The organism is Kitasatospora sp. NPDC048407, from assembly GCF_043200475.1.
Classification (GTDB): Bacteria; Actinomycetota; Actinomycetes; order Streptomycetales; family Streptomycetaceae; genus Kitasatospora.
In genome coordinates, this window is sequence record NZ_JBICXW010000001.1 from 1,009,613 (window position 1) to 1,029,420 (window position 19,808).

Consider the following 19,808-nt stretch of genomic DNA (forward strand, 5'->3'; position numbering starts at 1 on the left):
CTGGGAGTTGTCGATGCCGCACGTCCGTGGACCCAATCTCGCGCTGCGCGCCCGCATGGCGGAAGCGGGCTGGAACGGGCCGGCCCTCGCGGCGGCCCTGCAGAAGGTGGCCCGGGAGAGCGGGTTCGGTGTCGGCTACGACCGGACGACGGTGGCGCACTGGCTGTCGGGCACCCAACCCCGGCATCCGGGGCCGCAGTTGCTGGAGGAGGCGTTCACCCGGCGGCTCGGCCGGCCGGTGTCCCGGGCGGAGCTGGGGCTCCGGCCGATCGGAGCGGCAGCCGGTGAGGACGGCGATCCGGAACCGGTGGACGCGCTGGCGGGGCTGCGGCGGCTGCACGCCAGGCCGCAGTTCGGGGAGTCCGCGGACGAAACGTTTCAGCCTCCGCTGTTCCGAATCCGCCTGCTGCCCTCGCCCCGCACCTCTCCCCCCGCCGCGCCCACCGCGCCGGCCCCGCCCGTCCCTTCCGCGCCGTTGACCCGATTCGTGCCGGTGCTGCGCCGCTCGGGCCCGGAGCGGGTGGGGGCGCGGCAGGTCGAGGCGGTGCGGGAGATGACGGCGTTCGGGTCGCGGCACTACGACGGGTACGGCGGCGCGATCGCCCGCAGCCCGCTGCTCGGGTACCTGCGCGACCATGTGCTGCCCTGGCTGACCAGTTCCGCGGGCGACCTGCGGCACCGTGAACTCATGGTCGCCGCCTCCCAGTTGGTGCGCCTGATCGGACGGACGTACACCGACGACAACCGGCACGGGGAGGCGCAGCGGCACTACCGGTTCGCGTACCGGCTGGCGGCGGAGGCGCAGGACGGCCAGGCGCAGGCGATGGCGCTGCGTGACCAGAGCACCCAGGCGGGGGCGCTGGGCCACCAGGCGTACGCGTCCCGGCTGGCGGAGGCGGCCGTCGAGCACCTGCCGTCGGACGCGGCGCCGGGGGTGCGGGCGTTCGTGCTGGCGCAGCAGGCGGTGGCGGCGGCCCGGCTGCGGCAGTCCGACGAGGCGCTGCGGGTGCTGGACGCGGCCCAGCAGTGGGCGTCCCGGTCGGTGGCGGAGGGCGGCCCGCACCGGTACCCGGAGCCGGCCCTGCTGTACCAGGCGGCGCAGGTCCACCGGTCGTTGCGGGCCACCGAGTTGTCGCTGTCGTACCTGCGGGCCTCGCTGCGGGCCCGGCCGGCGGGCGAGCACCGCACCATCGGGGTGTCGCTGCTCCAGCTGGCCCACCTGGAGCTGGACGCCGGGAACATCCACCAGGCCCGGCGGGCGTACACGAGCTTCCGCGAGCGGCACGACGCGCTGCGCTCACCGGCCACCGCACTGCAACTCTCCCGCCTGGAGGGCCGGTTCGCCCGCCTGGGTGGTTAGCGCGGGCCGCGGGAACCGCCGCGCGCCGGTGGGGTGATCAATGGGGGCATGAACGATCCCTCGTACTACCCGCTGCTCCGCCCTCCGCCTTCTCCCGCCGAGGCACCCCCGCCCGACGAACGCACCGACGCTCCGCCGGCCGAGGACTCCGCGCCGGTGGCGGCGTCCCGCTGAGACCGGACCGGCTCCGGACCGGCCCCGAACCTGCTCCGGACCGGCCCCGGACCTGCTCCGGGCCGGCCCCGGACCTGCTCCGGGCCGGCCCCGGGTCGGGCGGGTTGCCCGGGGCCGAGGCCGGCCCGCTTCCTCGCGACTTCGTCGTGATCCGGGGCAGAAAGGGTTCTCCCCGGGGGGTTCTCAGGAGGCCCGTCCGCCCATCGCGGGCACCCGGAGGCGGGCGGTGGCCGGGACGGGCACCCGACCGACCGGGGCGACGGTGGAGAGCGGTCCGATGGGGCGGATCCGGTAGCGGTTCAGGTGCCGGCGTTCCGCGTCGCGCAGCGGCCGGCTGCGGCCGGTTCCGGCGTCGGTCGGCACGGTGACCGTCCGGGCCTCGAAGGCCAGCTCGCCGTCGCGGCGCGCCTCGCAGGTGGTGGCGATGGACGCCGTGCCGAGACGTTCCACCCAGATCTGCACGGGCAGCGGGGTCGGGCAGTGATAGAGCGGCGAGCGGTAGTCGATCTCATGGCGGGCGATCATGAAGCCGTCCTCGAACAGCTCCTGGCCCTCGCTCTCGTCGTACAGCAGGCAGTAGACGGCCTCCTGCACGTACTGCAGCACCTTCAAGTTGTTGATGTGTCCGAAGGCGTCCATGTCGCCCCAGCGGGTCCGGCACAGGTAGGTGTACAACGGTCAGCCGTCCATCCGGTGGTCGGTCCCGAAGCCGAGAGTGCGGCGCAGGTAGCCGTAGGCGTAAGGGGAGCGGTGCAGCGCGGCGTCGTCGCCCTGTTCGTAGACCTCGCTCGCGGTGTCCAGGACGGCGAGGCCGAGAATCTTCTCCGTCCGCCGGCAGAGGTGTTCGAGTTCGGTGAGTCGCTGGGATGCGGGCAGGCCCGCGAGGGCCGCGCACACCTTCTCCACCTGATCGACCCCGCCACGGTACTCAGTCATCGGTTCCTCATTTCCTGTCGGACTTGATGTGTGTAGGGCCTCATCCGCCGAGGGGAAGGACAGGCGGATCCGTTGACGCCAAGGTCCTTCCGGTGATCAAACTCGGTCCCCCCGCAGCCGGACATGGTGGGGCTCCCTGTGTTTGGTTGAAGATCGCTGCGTTCCCGGACTCTTTCAACACAGCCCTCCACCGGACCCTGTTTCAGCGGTGGCCGACCTCCCGAACCGTACGTACACCAACCCAGAGGACGTGATCGACACCCGGGAATGATCCAAAACACGCGACGATAGGGGGATCACATGATCAGGTGAAACGTCCTGCCATCAGACGCGCGGGGCCGGCTTCCAGTCGCGGGCGAGCAGGCCGAGCACGGCCTGGTCCAGGAACTCGCCCATCACCCAGGCCGAGGCGCGCAGCGTGCCCTCCCGGACGAAGCCGTTGCGTTCGGCGGCCCGGATCATCGCGTGGTTGTCCGTCAGGGTGTCGACCTGAAGCCGCTGCAGCCCGCGCACCGTGAAGCCGTACTGGCACAGCGCGGCCACCACATCCGTCCCGTAGCCCTTGCCGCGGGCGGCCGGCAGCAGGCCGAGCCCCAGGTGCGCGGACCGGTTGTGGGTGTCGATGCCCCACAGGTCCGCCACCCCGATCAGCGTGCCGGTCTCCAGCTCGACCGCGGAAAAGTGCACCACGCTCGGGTCGTCCGGCATCTCCGGGGGCTTGCCGTCCACCGGGACGGGCCGCCACGGCCGCCCCACGGAGCGTGCCGAGAGCAGCACGTCGTTGTGGAGCTCGCGCCGCAGGATCGGCCGGTCTTCGTCGTGCTGGGCCCGTAGCCCGATCTTCTCGCCTCGAAGCATCCAAGCTTCCTATCCGACCAACTGCCTTTCCGACAACCGCTTTTGCTACCGGCCCGAGCCCACTGCGGGCGCGGCCGGCCGAGGGTGTCACCCCACCAGCGTGAGGGCGAGGACGGCCTCCGGGAGGGCGGCGATGACCAGGCCGTCGGGGGTGACGGCGAGGGAGTGGATGGGGGCGCCGAGGCGGATGTCGGCGCCGCGGTGGCGTTCGCCCCAGCGGCGCAGGCGGAGCAGGCCGTCGGACCAGGCGGCGGCGAGCAGGAGGCCGGCGGGGGTGGCGCCGAGGGCGGTGGCGGTGACGGGGTGGGGGCGCTGGTCGACGGGGGCGGGGAGGGGCGGGCGGCCGGGCATCCAGGTCCAGACGCGGCCGTCCTCGCCGCCACTGACCACCAGGGTGCCGCCGTCCGCGTCGGTGACGCCGAGCGCGGTGACGGGCCCGTCGTGCAGCGGGGTCTCGGGGCGGTGGGTGAGGCCGGTGGAGAGGGTGGTGTGGCTGGTGCAGCCGTCGGGGTGGCCGAGGACGAGGGCATCGTGGTGGCCGGCGACGGCGGTGCACGGGCCGAGCGTTTCGAGTGTGCCGGGCGGTGCGCCGACCGCGCCGTCCACCACGAGAGAGCTCAGCGTGCCGGAGGCGTCGAGCAGCAGCGCGCCGCCGAACGCGGTGGCGGTGAGGGCGCGCGGGTGGCGTTCGGTCAACGGCTCGCCGGACGAGGTGAGTTCACCGGTCGCGGGGTCGGCGAGGTGCAGTGCGGCGCCGTCGAACACCAGCAGGGAGCCGGTCCGCGGGCCGATGCCGAGCGCGGTCATGCAGGGGCCGGGCGCGGGGCGGTTCCAGACGGTGTGCCAGCGGGCGGCGGCGAGTTCGGCGCAGTGCGCGGCGGAGGCGTCGTCGCGGCCGGTGAGCCAGGCGTGCAGGACGGCGGCCCGGTCGGCGGGGCGGGCGAGTGCGGCCCGGTCGGGCGCGGCGAGCCGCCAGGCCTCGGCGAGCGGGGTGGCGGGGGTGCCGGCGTCCTCGGCGCGCTGGAACGCGGCGGTGACGGTGGCGGGTTCGGCGTACAGCAGCAGGTCGAGTTCGTCGAGCATCGGCGTGGCCGGGTCGGCGGCGGAGGCGTGCCGCAGCAGCAGTGCGAGGCGTTCGGGGTCGCTGGCGGCGAGGTCGGGTCCGCCGTCGTCGCGGACGGGGATGCCGCCGGCGACCTCCCACATCATGGCGCCGTGGTCGACGGGCGGACGGTCGGCGGCGACCCGGTGGGCGACCTCGTCGGGGCGCAGCCGCCAGCGGTCGGCCATCGGCGGCGGGGGCAGCAGGTCGGCGGCGGATTTGACGACCTGTTCGCCGCCCGCGCCGGGGAGGGTGGCCCACAGTTCGGTGCTGAGCGGCCCGTCGGCGGTGGACAGGGCGGTCAGGGCGCCGCGTTCGGCGTCGGGGAGAGCCGTCCACCAGGTGTCGGCGAGGGCGGTGGCGCGTTCGGCGGGCGTCCGGGCGGGGTCGAGGACGGCGCCGGGGGTGCGGGCGGCGAGCTGGGCGAGTCCGGGGCTGGGATGGGTGGTGGCGGGCTCGATCTGGTGGCCGGTCAGGCGGGCGCACCAGTCGGCGTACTTCGCGGGGTCGGTCCACTGGGGCTGGTCGAGGTCGAGGACGGCGGCGCCGGGGGCGGCGGCGGTCAACTCGTCGGCGGCGGGCCCGTGGGCGGCCTCGACGACCAGCAGCAGCCAGGGGACGGACAGCAGCGGGGCGAGCAGCTCGGCGGCGATCCGCTCGGGGGTGCCGGGCAGGTCCGGTCCGCCGGCCCGGTCGAGGTCGGTGACGACGACGGTGCGCGGGGTGCCGTCCTGGAGTGCTTCGAGCAGGTCGGCGGGGGTGCCGGCGGTGAGGCCGAGCAGGTCGGCGAGCCGGGTGGTGGCCGAACGGACCGTCAGCCCCTCGACGTCCAGCAGTGCGTGGACGCGGCGCCCGGGCCGCGGGTGGTCGGCCGGGCAGGCGGCGGCGAGCCAGGTCAGCAGGTGGGTGCGGCCGCTGCCGGACGAGCCGGCCACCCGGCACAGGCGCGGGCCCCGGGTGTCCTCCAGCCAGGACAGCAGGGCGCGCCCGGCGGGCCGGCGTCCGGCGCCGAGCGGGGGCAGGCCGGGCGGCGGCGCGTCGGCGGGGACGGGGTCGGTCAGCGGGCGGCGGTGGCGCGGGTGCGGCCGGTACGCGGCGTCCGGGCCGGGCGGCCAACTGCCCTGCACCGCATGGACGGGGACCCGCCCGGCGGGGTCCGCGCCCTCGTCGAGGGCGTACCGCCAGATGTTGACGCCCTGCTCCTGCGTGCCGTCGTCCACCGCTGTGCCGTTCACTGTTCCGCGCTGTCCTTCGTGTCCGTCCCCGTGCGCCGGCCCCCTCCACTGGGCGGCGTGCACGGCGCGGCTGCTGCGCCCGGCGTGGCCCGTCCCCCGTACATCTCCGGCGCCGGTCAGCCTACTGGAGGTGCGGGTACGTCCGTTCGAACCGCCGAGCCCTCCCTGTGAACTGGCTCACACCGTCCACCGCCATGTCACTTTCGCGGCCCGGCAGCGCTCTCATCCCCGACACGATCAACACGATCAAACGCGATCGGCGGAGAGGACACCCAGGATGACCGGGCACCGGACGGGGCATGCGGAGCGCGCGGAAGGAACAGCCTCCGAGGACGCCACGCGGGAGTACGCCGAGCATCGCGAGCTGCTGTTCGCCCTCGTCTACAACCTGCTCGGCAGCGTCGCCGACACCGAGGACGTGCTGCAGGACACCTGGCTGGCCTGGGCGGCGCGGCGCGCGGACGGGGCGGCGGGGCCGGTGGAGCACCCGAAGGCGTACCTGGTGCGGGTGGCGGTGAACCGGGCGCTGGCGCAGCAGGCGGCGGTGAGCCGGCGGCGCGAGACGTACGTGGGGCCGTGGCTGCCGGAGCCGCTGGTGGGTCCGTTGGCGGAACCGGGGGCGCCGGTCGGGGACGGGCAGGCGGCGGTGGAGCGTGCCGAGGCGGTGTCGTTGGCGCTGCTGGTGGTGCTGGAGACGCTGTCGCCGCTGGAGCGCAGCGCGTTCGTGCTGCACGAGGTGTTCGGGTACAGCGGCGCGGAGATCGCCGGGATCCTGGGGCGCAGCCCGGCGGCGGTGCGGCAGTTGACGAAGCGGGCGCGGGAGCACGTGCAGGCCAGGCGGCCCCGGTACGAGCCGGAGCCGGCGGTGCGGCGGCAGGTGACGGAACGTTTCCTTGCGGCGGCGCTCGGCGGGGATCTGGCGGCGCTGCTGGAGTTGCTGTCGCCGGACGTGACGCTGTGGGGCGACGGCGGCGGGAAGGCGCCCGGGGGGCTGCGTCCGCTCGCCGGCCGGGCCAAGGTGGCGCGGCTGCTGGCGGCCCTGGCACCGAAGTTCGGCGGTCGTGCGCTGGTGATGGACTGGCGGAGCGTCAATGGCGCGCCCGCGGTGGTGGTTTCGGCGTTCGGCCGGGCGTTCGCGGTGCTGGTGCTGGACCTGGTGCCGGACGGCGACCGGATCTCCGGCATCTACGCGGTGTCCAACCCCGACAAGCTGGGGGGTCTGGCGTGAAGAGGCTGGCCGGATGGCTGACGGTGCCCGCCGGTCGGCGCGGCAAGTGGGTGGTGCTGGCGGCCTGGGCGGTGCTGCTGATACCGGCCCTGCTGCTGGCGGGGCGGCTCGGTGAGGTGGAGCAGAACGACAACGCGGCGTGGCTGCCGGGTGGGGCGGAGTCCACCGCCGTGGTGCAGCGGGCCGCCGCGCTCGGGGCGGCGGACACCGTCCCGGCGATCGTCCTGTACGACCGCCAGACCGGCATCACATCCGCTGATCTGATCAACGCCCAGGCCGATGCGAGGGCCTTCGCCGCCGTCGAGTCGGTGGTCGGCGCCGTGCAGGGGCCGGTGGCCTCGCCGGACGGGCAGGCGCTGCAGACCGTCGTCCAGCTGCACAAGGGGCAGGACGGCTGGGAGGGCCTCGGACGCACCGTGGACGCGCTGACCGCGATCGGCACCGCGCACCCCGACGGCCCGGGGTTCCACGTCACCGGGCCCGCCGGGTACGCGTCCGACTCCATCAAGGCGTTCGGCGCGGGCGGCGGCCTGACCACGATCACGGCGGTCGTGGTGGTGCTGATCCTGCTGCTCACCTACCGCAGTCCGTGGCTGCCGCTGCTGTCGCTGCTCACCGTCGGCGGGGCGCTGGCGGTCGCGGAGGCGCTGGTGTTCGTGCTCGCCCGGTACGCCGGGCTGGTCGTCAACAAGCAGACCGGGTTCATCCTGGTGGTGCTGGTGTTCGGCGCGGCCACCGACTACGCGCTGCTGCTGATCGCCCGCTACCGCGAGGAACTCGCGCGCCACCGGGACCCGCACGAGGCGATGGCCCGCGCCCTGCGCCGCTGCGCACCCGCCATCACCGCCTCGGCGGCGACCGTCGCGGCCGGGCTCCTGCTGCTCGTCCTGGCCGAGCTCAACTCCACCCGCGGCATGGGGCCGGCCTGCGCGATCGGCGTCCTGGTCGGCTGGCTCGCCATGCTGACGCTGATGCCCGCACTGCTGGTGGCCTGCGGGCGGCGGGCGTTCTGGCCGCGCCGCCCCGGGTACGGCGCCGCCGCGCCCGACGGCGGCCGGGCCTGGACCCGCCTGGGCGACGCCATCGCCCGCCGCCCCCGCACCGTCTGGATCGGCACCGCACTCGCCCTCGGCGCCCTCGCCCTCGGCTGCTTCGCGCTGCGCGCGGACGGCCTCGCCGACACCGAACAGTTCACCGGCCGCCCGCAGACCGCCGCCGGCAAGCAGGTCCAGGCGGCGCACTTCCCGGCCGGCGCGGGCGACCCGCTGTACGTGGTGGCCCGCTCCGACGCCGCCTCCACCGTCCGCGATGCATTGGCCGGTGTGCCGGGCGTCCAGGCCGTCCAGCAACCCCTCCTGACCGGCCACCAGGTGCTGTTGACCGCCGAACTCTCCGCCGACCCGTCCAGCCGGGACGCCATGCGCACCGTCTCCCTCGCCCGCACCGCGGTGCACGCCGTACCGGGCGCGGACGCACTCGTCGGCGGCACCACCGCGATCGCCCTCGACACCCGGGACGCGGCCTCCCGCGACGACGCCCTGATCATCCCGGTCGTCCTGCTGACGGTGCTGCTGATCCTCGCCGTCCTGCTCCGCTCGGCCCTCGCCCCGCTGCTGCTGATCGGCACCGTGGTGCTTTCGTTCGGCGCGGCGCTCGGCGTCTCCGCCCTGGTCTTCCGCCACCTGTTCCACTTCGCCGGGACGGACGCCTCGTTCCCGCTCCTCGCCTTCGTCTTCCTGGTCGCCCTCGGCGTCGACTACAACATCTTCCTGGTCACCCGCGTCCGCGAGGACGCCCGCACCCTCGGCACCCGCCGCGCGGCCCGCACCGCCCTCACCGCCACCGGCGGCGTCATCACCTCCGCCGGCCTCGTCCTCGCCGGCACCTTCGCCGCCATGGCCTCCCTCCCCCTGGTCTTCGCCGCCGAACTCGGCTTCACCGTCGCCTTCGGCGTCCTCCTCGACACCCTCCTCGTCCGCTCCGTCCTCGTCACCGCCCTCACCCTCGACACCGGCCCCCGCCTCTGGTGGCCCACCCGCCATCCCTGACCCACCCACCACCGGTCGGCGTCACGATGCACCGCCATCCGCGCCGGCCGGTCTCCGGGGGCTCAGGTACGCCGGTCGAAGCGGAACCCGAACAGCCGGCCTTCGTCGTAGCGGTCCGTCAGCCTGGGCTCGATCACGTACGGGCCCGCATCGAACCCGCACGACTCGGCCTTGGCGAGTTCGTCCTCGTTGATCGTCACCAGGTACTGCATGCGCTCGCGGTCCATCACCTCCGCGGCCAGCTCCAGCGCCCGGGTCAGCTGCCGCTCGTCGACGCCGTCGAACAGGTGACTGTCGTGCACAAGGAAGTCGGGGGCCCGGCCGTCACGGTGCGCCAGGACGGCGAGTGTCAGGTCGAAGCAGAAGAGCCGGCTCGGCGTGCATGGCCAGCTGGCCCCGGTCCGCCCGCGCCCCGAGCAGGAAGTGCAGCAACTCGATCACACTGGACTTGCCCGCACCGTTGCGGCTGTCCGTGGCCCTCGCGTCGGACACGCTGCCCGCGACCAGCAGGTTGAGGCCCGGCCGGAACTCGATCGTCCTGAACCGCCGGTCGTCAGCGCTCAATCGCCTCAGCATCGGCCCTCCTCAAGGTCAGCAGGTCGTCGGTCAGTTCGAGCGCTCCCAGCGCATGCAGAACATCCAGGGCAAGGACGAACCAGCCGAACGACACCGGCGACGCAGGCCCGTGGCCGAGCCGCCACTCCCGCAGCCGCGAGCAGGTTTGACTGACCGTCAGCGGACGGTCCAGCTGCAGGGCGATCCGGGCCCCGATGGCCAGCAGCGCACGATCCGGCGCAATTCCCTTGGTCGGCGTGATCACCGGGCTTCCCGCTGGATCGGCAGCGCCCCCGACTCCCAGCCCGCGGGCGGGACTTCGAAGATGTCGCCCTCCTCGAAGAAGTAGGTCAGCACCACGTCCGCCGCATCCGAACGCTCCCAGGTCGCCCGGGTCCGGCCGAGCACGCAGCCCTGCATCTGCCACAGAATGTCGTAGGGACTGTCCCCGAGTTCGGCGCGCAGCACCCGGCACTGTGCCGCGAAGTCCTCGGCCACTTCGTCGCGTTCGTTGACGTCGAGCAGCCCCTGGCAGTACCGGCCCACCTGTAGGTGAACGCCCTGGCCCGCCGCAGGATCTCCTGGGACCGGGCGGAGAGCCGGTTGAAGTCGGCCTTACGGACGCCCGGCAGTGGGATCGGCCCCGGTCCGGCGGTACCGTGCGAACGGTTCTCCGCCAAGTGCCGCAGCAGCGGCTCGATTTCGGCCATGCCGACTCCGTAGGCGACCTCGTGGACCGAAATGCTCTCGCCCAACAGCGTCTCCAGCCGGGGGTCGACTCCGCGCTTCATGTTGTGCACGAACACGAAGGTGTCGAACTGACCGAAGCGTTTGGCAAGCGCACCCGCGAGATCCTTGCGGAACTCCGAGCGGATATGGGCCGCATCCACCGTCTCGGGCGCGTAACACGCGTACAGCCACCGCCCGCCGAGCCCGAGGCCGTCCGCGCTCAGGTCGCCGAGGTTCCCGCACGTCGCCACCGGCACGTAGCCGTCGTCGCAGAGCTCCATCAGCCGATGGAACAGCTTCTCGAACTCACTCCCCGAACCCGCCTCCAGCATCGCGCGCCACCTGGCCCGCGTGTACTGCCGCTGATGCGGAAGAAGCACGGTTCCCCTCCTCGTCCCGCACGATCCCTGCGGGAACGGTAACGCCCTGATACCCCGGACAGCGTCCGTTCGCCTGGAGAACGATGCCGGACACCTCCCGGTCACCCTCCAACCCGCTGAAAAGTTCACCACTTCGGGCGATCTGACGAACCGTCCAAAACGGCCCCGCTCGGCCGCACCCAGGGTGTGGTGCGTCGAACGGGGCCGTTGACGTCAGTGGGCCAACTGCCGTCAGACCAGGTGGTCGAAGGCGCCGGCCTTCGCGCCCTGGACCATGGCCCGGATCTCGTCGCGGGTGTAGACGAGAGGCGTCTGCTGCGGCCGCTTGGAGTCACGGACCGCGATGAACGTGCCGACCACGCCGAACTCCACACAGTTGTCGTTGCCCCCGCTGAACGGGGACTTCTCCCAGACGACATCCGAGAAGTCCAGCTCGGCGGGGACGGGCTTGGTGGTGCTCACTCTGACCACTCCTTGGGAATCTCGGCGATCCTGCTGCGGGCCCCGGATGGGCCGAGGCCCACTCTTCTCCCACTGGGCGCTCGCGCGTGAAAGCACCGAGAAGTTCACTATTTCGAGCGACCTGACGTACCGTCCGAAACGGCCCCGCCCGGCCTCACCTAGGGTGTGGTGCGCCGAACGGGGCCGTGACATCCATGGGCCTACCGGTGTCAGACCAGGTGGTCGAAGGCGCCGGCCTTCACGCCCTGGACCATGGCGCGGATCTCGTCACGGGTGTAGACGAGAGGCGTCTGCTGCGGCCGCTTGGAGTCACGGACGGCGATGAACGCGCCGACCACGCCGAACTCCACGCAGTTGTCGTGGCCGCCGCTGAACGGGGACTTCTCCCAGACGACATCCGAGAAGTCGAGCTCGACAGGGGCGGGCTTGGTGGTGCTCACTCTTACAGCTCCTTGATGATCTTGCTGATCTGGCTGCGGGTCTCGGGTGGGCCGAGGGCACGGGCCCGCAGGTGGTCGAAGACCTCGGTGTAGCGCTCCACATCCTCGGACCCCTCGAAGTACACCGAGTTGGGGCCATTCTCTACCCACACGACATCCGAATTTGTCTCCGGAAAGCCCATGAGCACGAACGATCCGTACAGCCCGGGATGAAATCCGGCCGAGAACGGCAGCAACTGAAGTGTGAGGCCCGGACGGGGCGAGACCTCCAGCAGGTGCTCCAACTGCCCCTTCATCACTGAGCGGTTGCTCGCGATCCTTCGTATGGCGGCTTCATCGATCACCGCCCAGAGCTTCGGCGCGTCCTCGCGTCCCAGCACCTTCTCCTGGCGCTCCATCCGCACCGTCACCAGCGCGTCGACCTGCTTGGCCGTCAGATCCACTCGCATCTCGGTGATGACCCGCCGCGCGTAGTCGGCGGTCTGCAGCAGGCCCGGCATCAGCTGCGGTTCGTAGGAGCGGAGGCTGGTGGCGCTGGACTCGAGCGCCAGGTAACCGCCGTACTGCGTGGTGTTGATGACGGCCGAGTACTTCTTCCACCACTGCTGCCGCTGGGCCTGATCCGCGCGGACCAGGTCGAGGATGTCCTCCCGCTCGACCGGGTCAATGACCTGGTAGCAGTCCAGCAATGCCTTGACCAACAACGGAGTTGTGCCACGGTCGCCGTTCTCGATCCGGCTCAGCGAGCTCTGGTTGACCTCCACCACCTCGGCCACCTGCGTGAGCGTCAGCTCCCGGACATCTCTCAACTCCTTGAGCCGGGAGGCGAGCTGACGTCGGTACACGGACTTGGGGGCGGGGTTCCTCTTCGCCATGGGCGCCAGTCTCCACTGCTCCGCAAGCACACAGCAACCGATCGAGGGAAAACCGGCTGGGCATATTGCCCACCGGGCAACCTGGCAGGCATGCTGACTCCCGGTAGCACGGCGCGACCGCCCGGTCACGCCTCGTGGCACACGCCGCTGCCTTCCTTGCGCCGACCGAGGGGCGCCTCAACTCGCCCTCACGTTCGGCGGTTTGCTCAGCCGCACGGGAGCCCGCCATGCGCGAACACCGCGCCCCAGCACCGCCCGAACCCGACTCCGCCACCCGCGGCTTCTACCTCTCGCCGCGCCCCGACGGGTTCGTCCTGCACATGAACGCCAGCGCCGAACACCTGGTCGAGATGCGGGCCCGGGTCTTCAAGACGGTCACCTCGGCCGGCGCCGCCGAGGAAGTCGCCGAGGCCGCCCGCCTGGTGGCCAGCGAACTCGTCGGCAACGCGGTACGGCTGTGCGGCCCGCACGCGCCGGTGATCGTCCGACTGGCCGACGCCGGCCACGAGTTCGTCGTCCAGGTCCACGACCCCGAACCCGCCGTCCTGCCGACCCGTTCCGCCGAGCCACCCGACAACTCGCGCACGGGCACCGGCCGCGGCCTGTGGATCCTCGACGCGCTCGCCCCCGGCTGGACGGTCACCCCCACCCCGCTCGGCAAGCAGATCACCTGCACCCTGCCCCGCGACCGCACCACCGCGGCGTGAGGCCCCCGGGAATTCCGATGCGCGGCAGGCGACTTGCTCCGCACAATGACCGCCATGACATGGGACGGACTGTCGACCACCTCCCACCCCTCCGGGCCCCCGACGCGGTCCTCCGCCTGATCAACTGACCGAACCACCGTCACGACAACCCCACGACCCGACACCCGCCCCGCCTCCCGGCCGCCTCCGCAGGCCGCCGAAGCGCGTCGCAGCGGTGGGCGGCCAACTGGCGACGAAGTCCCTCGCCCCCACCGCCGGCCGCAGGCCCCCGTCTCTCCCCGAAACCGCCCCCGCCGGCCGCAGGCCACTGCCCCACCCGGCCGCCGGCCGCAGGCCGCGTCTCACCACGCCCGCCGCACCGACAGCGGGTTCCGCAGGTGGGTGACCAGCTCGCGGCGGAGGGCGCGGTCGCGCGCCGTCTCGGTGGGGAGGTCGAGTTGGACGATGTCGACGCCGGCCGCGCGGAGGAGGTGGATGCGGGTGGCGACGGTCGCGGGGGAGCCGGTGTAGGCGTTGGTGAGGTTGCGGCGGATGTAGGAAGCGACCTGGTCCGCACCGGCACCTTCGCGGCCGCGTTCGCGGTCGCGGTCGAGCGCGACGGCGTCGAAGTGCCGGGCGGCGTCGGGGCCGGCGGTGAGCCGTATCGCTTCGCGGCGGAGTCGGCGGAGGTGCTGCTGTGCGGCGGTGTCGGTCTCGGCGAGGACGACGGTGACGTGCCGCCAGATGCGCAGGGTGCGGCCGTGGCGGGCGGCGGCGGCGCGGGCTTCGGCGATCCGCAGGCGGGTGTCGGGCAGCGGGAGCGGAGGGACGGCGTACACCTGCGCGTACTTCGCGGCGAGTTCGACGCCCTGCGGCGAGGAGCCGCCGAAGGAGATCAACTCGCTGCCGGGGGCGGGCCGCAGACCGGGTCTGGCAGCGCGCAGGGTGTAGTACTCCCCGTAGTGGTCGAGGTCGGTCTCGGTGGCGAGGTAGCGGGTGAAGACCGACAGGTACTCCTCGGCGCGCCGGTACCGTTCGGCCTTGGGAAGGGTGTCGCCGTCCCGGGCGACGTCCGCGTCGCTGGAGCCGATGATCACGTGGGCGCTGATCCGTCCGCCGGAGAGCCGATCGAGCGTGGCGAGTGAACGTGCTGCCACGGTCGGCGAATTGGTGCCGATGCGGTGCGCGGCGGCGATCCGCAGGCGGCTGGTGGCGGCGAGCGCCCAGCCGGCCACCAGCCAGGGGTCGGGCCAGGAGGAGGACTGGACGACGAGTGCGCTGTCCAGCCCGTCCTCCTCCAACTCCCTTGCGGTGCGGCTGATGTGGGCGGGGTCGGCGGTGCGTTCGCGCGGATCTGGTGCCCAGCGCAGGGCCTGCCGTTCGGCGGGGGTGTCGCCGAGGACGGGGGCAGCGCGGACGCCTCCGCGCAGTTCGAGTTCCATGGGGTTCCTCCACGAGGGGTGGCGGGCGGGCCGACCAACTGCGGCCCGCCTCAGGACAGTTGGCGGTCACCTTGCGGCGGGCCCGAGCCGGGCGAGGGTGTCGAGCAGCCGGGTGCGGCTGGCGAACACCTCGGGCGGCAGCGAGACGTACAGCTGGATGGCGGTGACGCCGGGCTGCTGGTAGCGCAGGATCTGTTCGCGGCACTCCTCGGGCGAGCCGCTGATGAACAGCGCGTCGACGACCTCGTCGGGCAGGGCGCGCTGCGCGCCCTCGTGGTCGCCGTCGGCCCAGCGCTTGTGCGTCTCGGCGAGCAACTCCCCGTTGCCGAGCCACTGGTGGAACTTGCGGTAGGGCTCGCGGTTGAGGATCCAGGCGAGGAACGGCCGGCTGGCGCGGTGCGCGTACGCGGTGTCCTCGGTGGGGCAGACGAACACCTTGACGACGAGTTCCTTGCCGGGCGGCTGCGGCCCGACGGCGTCGAGCACCTTCGGCAGGTCGTGGGCGCCGAGCAGGTTGGTGATCGCACCGTCGCCTTCGGTGAAGCCGAGCCGCAGCATGCCGGGCCGCAGCGCGCCGAGGATGACCTTGACCGGTTCGGTGGGCGGGTGGGGCAGGCGGTAGCCGGTGATGGAGAAGGTGTCGAACTCTCCGGCGACGTGTTCTCCGCGCAGCGCGGCGGTCAGGAATCGCAGCACGTCGCGGGTGCGCTTGAAGGGCTCGTCGAACGGGATGCCGTTGATGTCGGTGACGTGCGCGGGCACGGACGCCCCGATGCCCAACAGGACTCGCCCTGGCGCGAGTTGGGCGAGCGTGGCGGCGGTCTGGGCGAGCACGGCCGGCCCGCGGGTGTGGACGGGGACGATGCCGGTGGCGATCCGCAGGTGCGGCGACCAGGCCGCGGTGGCGGCGAGCGGGGTGAACGCGTCGGTGCCGCCGCCCTCCGCGCTCCACACGTCGCCGTAGCCGAGTTCCGGCAGCCGCTCGACCAGGAAGCGGTGGCGGTCGATGGTGAGTCCGGGCAGCGGCAGGGTGATGCCCCAGGCGGGCGCCGCCCGGTGGTGCGGGAGAGCATTCGTCACGAACTTGCCTTTCTCATAGCCGACCTGACGACGAGTCACTTACCGACCCGAACCGTGGTGAGGTCGAGGAACCAGGACTGCGGCTGGACGAGTCCGTGGACGGTGGGGGCGAGGGCGCGCGGGTTGCGGTCGTTGACCACGAACAGCCATGGCGCGTCCTCGGTGACCTGCCGCAGCGCGCTGCGGTAGTCGGCCTGGCGGGCGGACTGCTCGGGGTTGGCGGCGGCGCTCGCGAGCAGGCTGTCGACCTTCGGGTTGGTGTAATGCCCGGTCCAGAAGGGGCTGTTGGAGCCGACGAACAGTGGCAGCAGCGCCTCGGACTGGAACAGCGTGGTGGACTGGGCGATGGCGTCGGAGCCGAGCGCGACCTGCCCCTTGGCCTCGGCGCCGATCAGGGTGGTCCAGTCGGTGGTGCGGATCTCCACCTTGATGCCGACGGCGGCGAGGTCGCGCTGAAGTGCCTCGGTGATCGGCACGGGCAGCAGGTTGCCGGAGCCGCCGGTGGGCACCGTCACGGAGGTGCTGAACCCGTTCGGATAGCCCGCCTCGGCGAGCAACTGCCGCGCCTTGGCAGGGTCGTGGGAGTACCGGTCGCCGGCCGGGTCGTTGGCGGCGGTGGCCCGGGGCGCAGCCTGGTAGGCCGGGTCGGCGGTGCCGTGCAGCAGCTTGTCCGCGACGGCCTGCCGGTCGATGGAGTAGTTCGCCGCCTGCCGGACCCGCACGTCCGCCCACGGCCCCTTGGTGGTGTCGAGGATCCAGTACCAGAGGTGGTCGTAGCTGTTGGTGAGGATCTGCGCGCCGGTGGCCTTCAGGCTCTCCAGGTCGTCGGGGTTCGGGTACTCGATCCAGTTGACACCGCCCGAGCGCAGCGCGGCAGTTCGGGCCGCCGCGTCGGGCAGCGCCTTGACGATCAGCCGGTCGAGCTTCGGGGCGCCGCGCCAGTACGTCCGGTTGGCGGCGAGCTCGACCTGCTGTCCCTCGGTCTGCGAGACGAACCCGAACGGGCCGGTGCCGACCGGGTGTTGGGCGAAGTCGGTGCTGCCGCTCCTGCGGACGGCGGTGGGGCTGGCGATCAGTACGTGCGCCAGGTCCTCGGGGAAGTGCCCGTTGGGTGCGGTGGTGACCAGCTCGATGTGCGCGTCGTCGGTCTTGCGGTAGGAGGCGATGTCGCCCGCGTACTCCTTGGCGGCGGCGCCGAGCGCATCGGTGTACTCCGGGCTGGACTTGTCCAGGTAGCGGTGCAGGTTGAACAGCACCGCGTCGGCGTCGAACGGCGTGCCGTCCTGGAACGTGACGCCCTTGCGCAGGGTGAACGTCCAGGTCAGCCCGTCCGGCGCGACCTGCCAGGACTCGGCGAGCGCGCCCGTCACCTGCGGCGGCCGGTCGGTGTCCTTCAACAGCTCGTAGCGGGTGAGCCCTTCGTAGATCTGGAAGCTCAGCAGTCGCTTGCCCTCGAACCCGGCGCCACCGATCACGGTGTCCAGGTTCGGCAGCTTCCCGGTCGCCCCGATCACCAGCGTGCCCCCGCCGGCCTCTCCCCCGGCCCCGGCCTCCGCACCGGCGCAACCGGCCGTCGCCAGCAGGACGGTGGCGGCCGCCAGCGCGGCGGCTCTGGAACGGATGCGGACGTACTTGCTCATGACGGTCCTTCGCTGGGTTCGGTGGTACGGGTGCTTCGGTCGTCGGCGCGGCGCGGGCCAACCAGCTCCACGTGCGGCCCTGAGGCGGCCAACAGGGCTTGGGTGTACGGGTGTTGGGGGTCGGTCCAGAGCGTGTCGGTGGGTCCCTGCTCGACCACTCGGCCGGCCCGCAGCACCAGGGTGCGGTGCGCGAACCGGGCGACGGCCGAGAGGTCGTGCGAGACGAACAGGTAGGCGGTGCCGGTGCGTTCGCGCAGCTCGGTCAGCAGCTCCAACAGCCGCCGCTGGGTGGACGGATCGAGCGCGGAGGTCGGCTCGTCGCACACCACCAGGGCCGGCCCGGTCGCCAACGCCCGTGCCACCGCGACGCGTTGCAGCTGTCCGCCGGACAGTTCACGCGGGAACCGCCGGGCCAGCTCCGGAGCGAGACCCACCTGCCGGAACAACTCCCCGACCCGCTCGGCCCGTTGACGCCGGGGCACCCCGTGCGCCCGCAACGCGAACCCGACCGCCTCACCGGCCCGCAACGCCGGATTCAGCGACCCGCGCGGATGCTGCGGCACGAACTGCAGCCTCCCCCGCACCGCCCGATCCGCCCGCGCCCGCAACCGCGACGGATCCCGCCCCTCGAACGCCACCGCCCCACCGTCCGGCCGCAGCAGCCCCAACGCGAGCCGTGCCACCGTCGACTTCCCCGACCCCGACTCCCCCACCAGCCCGACGGCCTCCCCGGCCCGCACCTCCAGACTCACCTCACTGACGGCAGCCCGGCCCGCCCAGCTCTTGGAGACGGCATCCAGCCGGAGCAGGGGTGCGTCCGCACTGCTCGACCCCGCGACGGTCATCGAAGCGATCCTTCCGAGTCGGCCGGGACGAGGAGCGTCCCGGCGGGGCCGGTGGCGGTCAGGCGGCCGTGGTGGAGAACAGCGACGGTGCCGCCGATCCGGGCAGCAGCGGAGAGGTCGTGGGTGACCAGCAGCAGGGCGAGGCCCCGCTCGGTGCGCAGAGCGGTGAAGAGGTCGAGGATGTGGGCCCGGACCAGGGCGTCCAGGGCGGTGGTCGGCTCGTCCGCGATCAGCAACTCGGGCCCGCACGCCACCGCGAGTGCGATTGCCGCACGCTGCCGCAACCCGCCGGACAGCTCGTGCGGGTACGCGGCGGCGGCCCGCTCCGGGTCCGGCAACCCGGCGGCGGCGAGCACCGGAAGAGCCGCCGCCCGGGCCGCCTTCCGCCCGTCCGCCAGGCCGTGCCGGCGCAGCACCTCCACGAGCTGCGCGCCGATCCGGCGCAGCGGGTCGAGGGTCGCGGACGGATCCTGCGGGACGTAGCCGATCCGCCGCCCCCGGATGCGCGACAACTCCCGTTCCGGCAGCCCGAGAAGCTCGGCATCGCCGAGCCGCACCGACCCCCGCACGGCCGCACCGCGACCGGGCAGCCCCAGAACGGTCCGCGCCACCGTGGTTTTCCCGCTCCCGGACTCCCCGAGCAACACCAGTGCCTGCCCGGCCGGGAGCGTGAGACTCACCCCGTCCACGGCCCGCACCCCACCGGGGTACTCGACCGTCAGGTCCTCGATCGTCAGCACGCCAGACGGTGCACGACCAGGGAGAGCACCACCAGGGGCGCTGGGGGTACCCCCAGCGAAGCGAAGGGGCGGAACTGCGCGAAGAGGAACGCGTCCACCAGCCAGATCGCGACGCGGGACAGTCAGTTGCAGTTGATCGCGACCTTGCGGACCGGCCTGCGCTTGTCGCGCAGTTCCCCGCGCCCCCGGTTTCGCACCCTCCCCCGCGCGCGCTCTGAGCGTCTCGCCGAGGGTGTTGAACAGCACCGAGACCGCCAGGATCACCAGCGCGGGAATGGCCGCGAGCCAGGGGTGGGTGAAGATCGCCGGGCGCAGCTCGTCAAGCATCGCGCCCCACTCGGGGGTCGGCGGAGCGACCCCCAGGCCGAGGAACGACAGGCCGGCGGCGTAAACGATCGCGAGGCCGACCAGCGAGGTCGCATAGACGAGCACCACGGGCGCCACCACCGGCAGCACTTGGCGCAGGACCAGCGCGGTCCAGGTCGCACCACTGACCCTCGCCGCCTCCAGGTACTCCGCGGCCCGGATCCGCCGCGTCTCGGTGAACGCGACCCGCGCGACCGCCGGTGTCAGCACCACCGACAGCGCCAGCACCGTCGCGCTCAAGCCGGGTGTGAGCAGCGACGCGACGGCGATCGCCAGCAGCACGCCGGGGAACGCGTACAGCACATCCAGCGTGCGCAACAGGGCCTGCTCGGTCACCCGCCCGCCGAGCCCGGCGGCGATGCCGAGCAGCGCACCGGCCACCCCGGCCACCGCGACGGGCAGCAGTCCGGCCGTCAGCGAGGGCCGAGCCGCCCACAGCAGCCTGCTCAGCAGGTCCCGCCCTTGCGCGTCCGTACCCAACAGGTGCCCCGCGCTGCCGGGGTCGAGCAGCCGGTCGGCGAGCTGCCCGGCGGCGGGATCGGCGGGCGCGAGCAGCGGCGCGGCGACGGCCAGCAGGACAGGCAGCAACACGCCTACGCCCAACGCAACAACAGGAAGTCGATTTGT

21 protein-coding genes are annotated in these 19,808 nt (G+C 72.9%); 5 read left to right on the top strand and 16 right to left on the bottom strand.

The window, feature by feature from the left end:
• The first annotated feature begins 13 nt into the window (after nucleotides 1-13).
• Complete coding sequence (locus ACGFWJ_RS04665; protein WP_392945201.1) at nucleotides 14-1,360, top strand: hypothetical protein; 1,347 nt, start codon at nucleotides 14-16, stop codon at nucleotides 1,358-1,360.
• 48 nt (nucleotides 1,361-1,408) lie between these two features.
• Nucleotides 1,409-1,534, top strand: a complete 126-nt coding sequence (locus ACGFWJ_RS04670) for a hypothetical protein (protein WP_387635721.1) — start codon at nucleotides 1,409-1,411, stop codon at nucleotides 1,532-1,534.
• Between the two features lie 183 nt (nucleotides 1,535-1,717).
• On the opposite strand, the gene ACGFWJ_RS04675 is transcribed toward ACGFWJ_RS04670, so the two are convergent.
• The 4 genes from ACGFWJ_RS04675 to ACGFWJ_RS04690 form a co-directional block, all read right to left on the bottom strand.
• On the bottom strand, nucleotides 1,718-2,209 hold the full coding sequence (locus ACGFWJ_RS04675; protein ID WP_387635723.1) for an acyl-CoA thioesterase: 492 nt from the start codon (nucleotides 2,207-2,209) through the stop codon (nucleotides 1,718-1,720).
• A gap of 3 nt (nucleotides 2,210-2,212) precedes the next feature.
• A complete protein-coding gene (locus tag ACGFWJ_RS04680) occupies nucleotides 2,213-2,470 on the bottom strand; it encodes a hypothetical protein (protein WP_387635726.1) in 258 nt (85 codons plus the stop codon).
• Between the two features lie 324 nt (nucleotides 2,471-2,794).
• Nucleotides 2,795-3,328 carry a GNAT family N-acetyltransferase gene (locus ACGFWJ_RS04685; protein WP_392945205.1) on the bottom strand — a complete coding sequence of 178 codons (534 nt, stop codon included), beginning with the start codon at nucleotides 3,326-3,328 and terminating at the stop codon, nucleotides 2,795-2,797.
• A gap of 87 nt (nucleotides 3,329-3,415) precedes the next feature.
• Complete coding sequence (locus ACGFWJ_RS04690; protein ID WP_392945207.1) at nucleotides 3,416-5,665, bottom strand: hypothetical protein; 2,250 nt, start codon at nucleotides 5,663-5,665, stop codon at nucleotides 3,416-3,418.
• 277 nt (nucleotides 5,666-5,942) lie between these two features.
• Between ACGFWJ_RS04690 and sigJ the strand changes: the two genes are divergently transcribed.
• Complete coding sequence (gene sigJ, locus ACGFWJ_RS04695) at nucleotides 5,943-6,893, top strand: RNA polymerase sigma factor SigJ (RefSeq protein ID WP_392945209.1); 951 nt, start codon at nucleotides 5,943-5,945, stop codon at nucleotides 6,891-6,893.
• The gene (locus ACGFWJ_RS04700; protein ID WP_392945212.1) at nucleotides 6,890-8,941 is read left to right on the top strand and encodes an MMPL family transporter; all 2,052 of its coding nucleotides are present in this window, start codon (nucleotides 6,890-6,892) and stop codon (nucleotides 8,939-8,941) included. Before sigJ ends, ACGFWJ_RS04700 begins: the two co-directional genes overlap by 4 nt.
• Before the next feature lie 62 nt (nucleotides 8,942-9,003).
• On the opposite strand, the gene ACGFWJ_RS04705 is transcribed toward ACGFWJ_RS04700, so the two are convergent.
• The 7 genes from ACGFWJ_RS04705 to ACGFWJ_RS04735 all read right to left on the bottom strand — a co-directional run bounded on the left by ACGFWJ_RS04705 (nucleotide 9,004) and on the right by ACGFWJ_RS04735 (nucleotide 12,382).
• Entirely contained in the window at nucleotides 9,004-9,294 is a 291-nt protein-coding gene (locus ACGFWJ_RS04705) for a DUF2326 domain-containing protein (RefSeq protein WP_392945476.1), read from the bottom strand.
• The gene (locus ACGFWJ_RS04710) at nucleotides 9,266-9,505 is read right to left on the bottom strand and encodes a hypothetical protein (RefSeq protein ID WP_392945214.1); all 240 of its coding nucleotides are present in this window, start codon (nucleotides 9,503-9,505) and stop codon (nucleotides 9,266-9,268) included. Before ACGFWJ_RS04710 ends, ACGFWJ_RS04705 begins: the two co-directional genes overlap by 29 nt.
• On the bottom strand, nucleotides 9,495-9,761 hold the full coding sequence (locus tag ACGFWJ_RS04715) for an ABC-three component system middle component 6 (RefSeq protein WP_392945217.1): 267 nt from the start codon (nucleotides 9,759-9,761) through the stop codon (nucleotides 9,495-9,497). Before ACGFWJ_RS04715 ends, ACGFWJ_RS04710 begins: the two co-directional genes overlap by 11 nt.
• Nucleotides 9,758-10,042, bottom strand: a complete 285-nt coding sequence (locus ACGFWJ_RS04720; RefSeq protein WP_392945219.1) for a hypothetical protein — start codon at nucleotides 10,040-10,042, stop codon at nucleotides 9,758-9,760. The genes ACGFWJ_RS04715 and ACGFWJ_RS04720 overlap by 4 nt, the downstream gene beginning before the upstream one ends.
• A gap of 794 nt (nucleotides 10,043-10,836) precedes the next feature.
• Nucleotides 10,837-11,067, bottom strand: a complete 231-nt coding sequence (locus ACGFWJ_RS04725; RefSeq protein WP_387635753.1) for a DUF397 domain-containing protein — start codon at nucleotides 11,065-11,067, stop codon at nucleotides 10,837-10,839.
• A gap of 209 nt (nucleotides 11,068-11,276) precedes the next feature.
• A complete protein-coding gene (locus tag ACGFWJ_RS04730) occupies nucleotides 11,277-11,507 on the bottom strand; it encodes a DUF397 domain-containing protein (RefSeq protein WP_392945221.1) in 231 nt (76 codons plus the stop codon).
• Nucleotides 11,508-11,509: 2 nt separating this feature from the next.
• Nucleotides 11,510-12,382, bottom strand: a complete 873-nt coding sequence (locus tag ACGFWJ_RS04735) for a helix-turn-helix domain-containing protein (protein ID WP_392945224.1) — start codon at nucleotides 12,380-12,382, stop codon at nucleotides 11,510-11,512.
• A gap of 227 nt (nucleotides 12,383-12,609) precedes the next feature.
• Here ACGFWJ_RS04735 and ACGFWJ_RS04740 point away from each other — a divergent pair, with 227 nt between their 5' ends.
• A complete protein-coding gene (locus ACGFWJ_RS04740) occupies nucleotides 12,610-13,089 on the top strand; it encodes an ATP-binding protein (RefSeq protein WP_392945226.1) in 480 nt (159 codons plus the stop codon).
• Nucleotides 13,090-13,430: 341 nt separating this feature from the next.
• On the opposite strand, the gene ACGFWJ_RS04745 is transcribed toward ACGFWJ_RS04740, so the two are convergent.
• The 5 genes from ACGFWJ_RS04745 to ACGFWJ_RS04765 all read right to left on the bottom strand — a co-directional run bounded on the left by ACGFWJ_RS04745 (nucleotide 13,431) and on the right by ACGFWJ_RS04765 (nucleotide 19,772).
• The gene (locus ACGFWJ_RS04745) at nucleotides 13,431-14,510 is read right to left on the bottom strand and encodes an LLM class flavin-dependent oxidoreductase (protein WP_392945228.1); all 1,080 of its coding nucleotides are present in this window, start codon (nucleotides 14,508-14,510) and stop codon (nucleotides 13,431-13,433) included.
• A gap of 66 nt (nucleotides 14,511-14,576) precedes the next feature.
• Nucleotides 14,577-15,590 carry an LLM class F420-dependent oxidoreductase gene (locus tag ACGFWJ_RS04750; RefSeq protein ID WP_392945230.1) on the bottom strand — a complete coding sequence of 338 codons (1,014 nt, stop codon included), beginning with the start codon at nucleotides 15,588-15,590 and terminating at the stop codon, nucleotides 14,577-14,579.
• Between the two features lie 35 nt (nucleotides 15,591-15,625).
• Nucleotides 15,626-17,230 (bottom strand): ABC transporter substrate-binding protein, encoded by a 1,605-nt coding sequence (locus ACGFWJ_RS04755; RefSeq protein WP_392945232.1) that lies wholly within the window; start codon nucleotides 17,228-17,230, stop codon nucleotides 15,626-15,628.
• Nucleotides 17,227-18,075, bottom strand: a complete 849-nt coding sequence (locus tag ACGFWJ_RS04760) for an ABC transporter ATP-binding protein (RefSeq protein ID WP_392945235.1) — start codon at nucleotides 18,073-18,075, stop codon at nucleotides 17,227-17,229. The genes ACGFWJ_RS04755 and ACGFWJ_RS04760 overlap by 4 nt, the downstream gene beginning before the upstream one ends.
• Complete coding sequence (locus ACGFWJ_RS04765; RefSeq protein ID WP_392945237.1) at nucleotides 18,072-19,772, bottom strand: dipeptide/oligopeptide/nickel ABC transporter permease/ATP-binding protein; 1,701 nt, start codon at nucleotides 19,770-19,772, stop codon at nucleotides 18,072-18,074. Before ACGFWJ_RS04765 ends, ACGFWJ_RS04760 begins: the two co-directional genes overlap by 4 nt.
• Nucleotides 19,773-19,808 lie beyond the last annotated feature (36 nt).